Annotated in this window: 3 protein-coding genes and 1 pseudogene; all 4 read left to right on the top strand. The window is 63.9% G+C overall.

What is annotated here, in order from left to right; translation table 11 throughout:
* Positions 1–229 (top strand): annotated as a pseudogene (locus tag Q8N40_RS09120) (3-hydroxyacyl-CoA dehydrogenase); the annotation flags it as partial.
* Positions 230–383: 154 nt separating this feature from the next.
* On the top strand, positions 384–1190 hold the full coding sequence (locus Q8N40_RS09115) for an enoyl-CoA hydratase/isomerase family protein (RefSeq protein WP_305711591.1): 807 nt from the start codon (positions 384–386) through the stop codon (positions 1188–1190).
* Positions 1191–1231: 41 nt separating this feature from the next.
* Complete coding sequence (locus tag Q8N40_RS09110; RefSeq protein ID WP_305711590.1) at positions 1232–3103, top strand: AMP-binding protein; 1872 nt, start codon at positions 1232–1234, stop codon at positions 3101–3103.
* Between the two features lie 181 nt (positions 3104–3284).
* The gene (locus tag Q8N40_RS09105) at positions 3285–4412 is read left to right on the top strand and encodes an acyl-CoA dehydrogenase family protein (protein ID WP_305711589.1); all 1128 of its coding nucleotides are present in this window, start codon (positions 3285–3287) and stop codon (positions 4410–4412) included.
* Positions 4413–4568: the final 156 nt, after the last annotated feature.

The raw sequence follows: 4568 nt of genomic DNA, 5'->3' as shown, positions 1-4568 counted from the left end.
CAGCCTCAAGATTCGCGTGAACACCATCGCGCCCGGCCTGTTCCTGACGCCGTTGCTGATGGGATTGAACGAGGAAGCCCGCAAGAGCCTTGGCGCCCAGGTGCCGCATCCCGCACGGCTCGGCGACGCCTCCGAATACGGCAACCTCGCGGTGCACATCGTCGAGAACCCGATGCTCAACGGCGAAACCATCCGCCTCGACGGCGCCATCCGCATGGCGCCGAGGTAGTTACCCTTTTTCGTCGTCCCCGCGAACGCGGGGACCCATACTCCGCGGCGGTTCTGTTTTAAAAGGTCTCTGCGACCATGCTCCAACGAGAATGCACGGCGTATGGGTCCCGGCTCGCGCTTCGCTTGGCCGGGACGACGGTGGGGAGGTCGGCGTGATTCAACCGTTGCTGATCGAACATGACGACGGGGTCGACCGGGTGACGCTCAATCGCCCGGACAGTCTCAACGCGCTCAATCCCGATATGATCGACGCGCTCAACGGCTATTTCGAAGGCCTGCAGCGCAACCGTTCCACCCGCGTGGTGGTGCTGAAGGGCGCCGGCGCTTCGTTCTGCGCCGGGCTCGATCTCAAGCATGCGATGGCGCGGCGTGCCGGGCAGCAGGAACCGCCCGGCGTGACGGAGTCGCTGGATTCGCAGCGCCGGATCGCCGACATTGTGATGCTGATGCGGCGCTGCCCGCAGCCGATCATCGCGCTGGTGCAGGGCTCCGCGGCCGGCGGCGGTTTTGCGCTGGCGCTCGCCGCCGACATCCGCATCGCCACCAGGTCGGCGCGGATGAACTGTGCCTTCATCAAGCTCGGGCTCGGCGGCTGCGACATCGGCACCAGCTATTTCCTGCCGCGGCTGGTCGGCGTGTCGGTTGCTTCCGAGCTGATCCTGACCGGGCGGTTCATCCATGCCGAACGCGCATTGGCGGTGGGGCTGGTCTCCGAAGTCGTCGAGGAAGGCGGCCTCGATGCCGCGGCGGCGCCCTATGTCGAGGCGATGATGACGGCGTCGCCGGTCGGTTTGCGGCTGTCGAAGGAATGTCTCAACATGAGCGTCGATGCGGGCTCGATCGAGGCCGTGATCGCGATGGAAGACCGCAATCAGGTGCTGTGCAGCCGCTCGGAAGATTTCAACGAGGGCATCAGGGCCTTTCTGGAGAAGCGAAAGCCTGTCTATATCAGGCGATAAGAAAAAGCGGCCGCAAAGGCCTAATTCCGGGAGACGCAATAATGAGTGGAAAAGCCGCCGCGGTTATGACGAAGCCCGCCTTTCGCAAGATCGAATGGCTGGCGCGCGACATCGAGGTCTTGCGGCGGCCCGACGGCGTCATCATTTTGAAGTCGCGGATTCCGCTGCAGTCTTATGAGAGCCATATTCCGGCGTCGCTGGCGAAATGGGCGACGGAAGCGCCGAGCCGTATTTGGCTGGCGCAGCGCGCCGGCAGCGACCGGCAATGGCGGAAAGTCTCCTACGGCGAAGCCAAGCAAATCGTCGACGGGTTGACGCAGGGCTTGCTCGATCTGAAGCTCAAGCCGGGCAGTCCGGTCGCGATCCTCTCCGGCAATTCGATCGAGCATGCGTTGCTGACACAAGCTGCGATGCAGGCGCGGCTTCCGGCGGCCCCGGTATCCCCGGCCTATTCGCTGATGAGCCAGGATCATCTGAAGCTGAAATATCTGTTCGACCTGATCAAGCCCGGGGTGGTGATGGTGCAGGACGGCCCGGCCTTCGAGAAGGCGCTGAAGGCGCTCGATCTCGACGGCGTCACCGTCATCCATGTCGCGCGTCCCTGCCCGGGCATCGAGAGCATCGCCTTCGCGGATCTCGCGGCAACGCCGGTGACACGCGATGTAGAGCAATCGATCGCCGCGATCACGCCCGATACCGTTGGAAAACTGCTGTTCACCTCCGGCTCCACCGGGATGCCCAAGGCCGTCATCAACACGCAGGAGATGATGTGCGCCAATGCCGCGATGATGATGCAGGTGCGGCCGCGCGATCCGAACGGGCCTGTCGCGACCATGCTCGACTGGATGCCGTGGAATCACACCATGGGCGGCAACGCCGCGTTTCATCCGATACTGGTCGACGGCGGCACGCTTTACATCGATGACGGCCGGCCGATACCCGGGCAGTTCGATGAGACGCTGCGAAACCTGCACGATGTTTCCCCGACCTATTACGCCAACGTGCCGGCGGGCTATGCGGCGCTTGCGGCGGCGATGGAGAAGGACGACGCGCTGTGCCGCAATTTCTTCAGAAATCTCACCGTCATGGCCTATGGCGGCGCGCGACTTCCGGACGATCTCTACGACCGCATGCAGGCGCTGGCGGTGAAGACCACCGGCGAGCGCATCGTGTTCTATACCGGCTGGGGCTCGACCGAGACGGCTCCGACTTCCACCGGAACCTATTGGGACACCGAGCGCGTCGGCCTGATCGGCTTGCCGTTCCCCGGGGTCGAACTGAAGATGGTGCCATCAGGCGACAAGTATGAGTTGCGGCTGCGCGGCATCAACGTCACGCCCGGTTATTTCGGCCAACCCGAACTCACCAGGAAAATGTTCGACGAGGAAGGCTTCTATTGCATCGGCGACGCCGGTGTGTTCGTCGATCCCGCCGATCCCCTGCAGGGCATCATCTTCGCCGGCCGCGTGGTCGAGGATTTCAAGCTCACGACGGGAACGTTCGTGCATGTAGGCTCGCTGCGCACGGATGCGATTGCGGCCGCGACGCCCGTGGTGCATGACGCGCTGGTCGCCGGGCAGGACCTTCCGTTCGTCGGCCTGCTGGCCTGGCCTAACCTCCATGCATGTCGACAGGTCGTCGGCAATCCCGACGCGACGTTTGAAGATGTCGCAAGGCATCCCGACGTGATCGCCTGCGTGAAGCGCGGGCTGGAGGCGCACAACGCGTCCTGCACGGGAAGCAGCATGCGGATCGCGCGCGCCATGCTGATGGTCGAACCGCCTTCGATCGACGGCAACGAACTCACCGACAAGGGTTACATCAACCAGCGCGCCGGCCTTGAGCGCCGCGCCGGTCTGGTGAAACGGCTCTATGCCGATCATCCCGGAGAGGATGTGATTGTGCTGCAATGAAGATTATCCGTCCAACCATCAACGACGTCCCGGCGAACGCCGGGACCCATACGCCGCGGCCCTCCTTGAAGGCAAGATGGTCGACGCCTTTTGTCATCACGGTCGCCGGTGGTTATGGGTCCCCGCGTTCGCGGGGACGACGGTAGATTATTCGATCCTCACACAAACCGAGTAACACGCCATGAACTTCGATTTCTCCGACGAACAAAAGCAGATGCGCGACGAAGCGCGGAAATTCCTCGCTGAAAAGTGCCCGCCGAAGGCAGTGCGCGCCGTGCTCGACGGCAATGCCACCCATGACAAGGATCTTTGGAAGGGCCTGGCCGAGATGGGTTTTCTCGGCGTTGCGATCCCCGAGGAATTCGGCGGCGCCGGCGCCGGCCATCTCGAGCTCTGCGTGATATCGGAGGAAATGGGCCGCGCGCTGGCGCCGGTGCCGTTCTCGTCGACGGTGTATCTGGCGGCCGAAGCCATCCTGCTCGCCGGCAGCGCCGCGCAAAAGAAGAAGTGGCTTCCCGCCATCGCGTCAGGTGAAGCGATCGGCACGCTGGCGCTGTTCGAAGGCAAGGGCAACCCGTCGCCCGAAGCGATCAAGCTCACCGCCTCCGGCGGCAGCCTCAACGGCGTCAAGAAGCCGGTGCCCGACGGCGCCATCGCCGATTTTGCCGTGGTCGCCGCCCGCACCGGCTCGACCGGACGCGACAGCGATATCTCGCTGTTCCTGGTCGACCTCAAGGCCGGCGGCGTCGAAGCCAAGGCCTTGACCAACCTCGATCCGTCGCGGGGACAAGCCGAACTCACCTTCAGGAACTGCAACGCCGAGCCGCTCGGGGCGGCCGGTGAAGGCTGGAGCGTTGTCACCCAGGTGCTCGACCGCGCCGCGGTACTGATGGCGTTCGAGCAGGTCGGCGGCGCCGACCGCGCGCTGGAAATGGGCCGGGACTATGCGCTCGACCGTATCGCCTTCGGCCGTCCGATCGGCTCGTTCCAGGCAGTAAAGCACATGTTGGCCGACATGTATGTCTCGGCGACGCTGGCGCGTTCGAACTGCTACTACGGCGCCTGGGCGCTCTCGACCAATGCCTCGGAATTGCCGGAAGCCGCCGCCGCCGCCCGCATCAGCGCGACCCAGGCATTCCAGCATTGCGCCAAGAACAACATCCAGGTCCATGGCGGCATGGGCTTCACCTGGGAATTCGACTGCCACATGTACTACCGCCGCGCCAACGCCACCGCGCTCGGGCTCGGCAGCCTGTCGTATTGGGAAGATCAGCTGATCGATCGCATGCGCAAGCGCAATGCGGCGTGAACGTCAAATGGTGTCGTCCCCGCTTTCGCGGGGGCGACGATGGATTTGAAGGAATAAATCGATGAACTTCGATGACACCCCGCAGGAAGCCGCGTTCCGCGCCGAAGCGAAAGCCTGGATCGCCGCCAATGCGCCGAAGCAGTATGAGGACGAGCT

The organism is Bradyrhizobium sp. (assembly GCF_030693485.1).
Lineage (GTDB): Bacteria > Pseudomonadota > Alphaproteobacteria > Rhizobiales > Xanthobacteraceae > Bradyrhizobium.
This window is presented reverse-complemented; position numbering and strand designations above follow the sequence as displayed.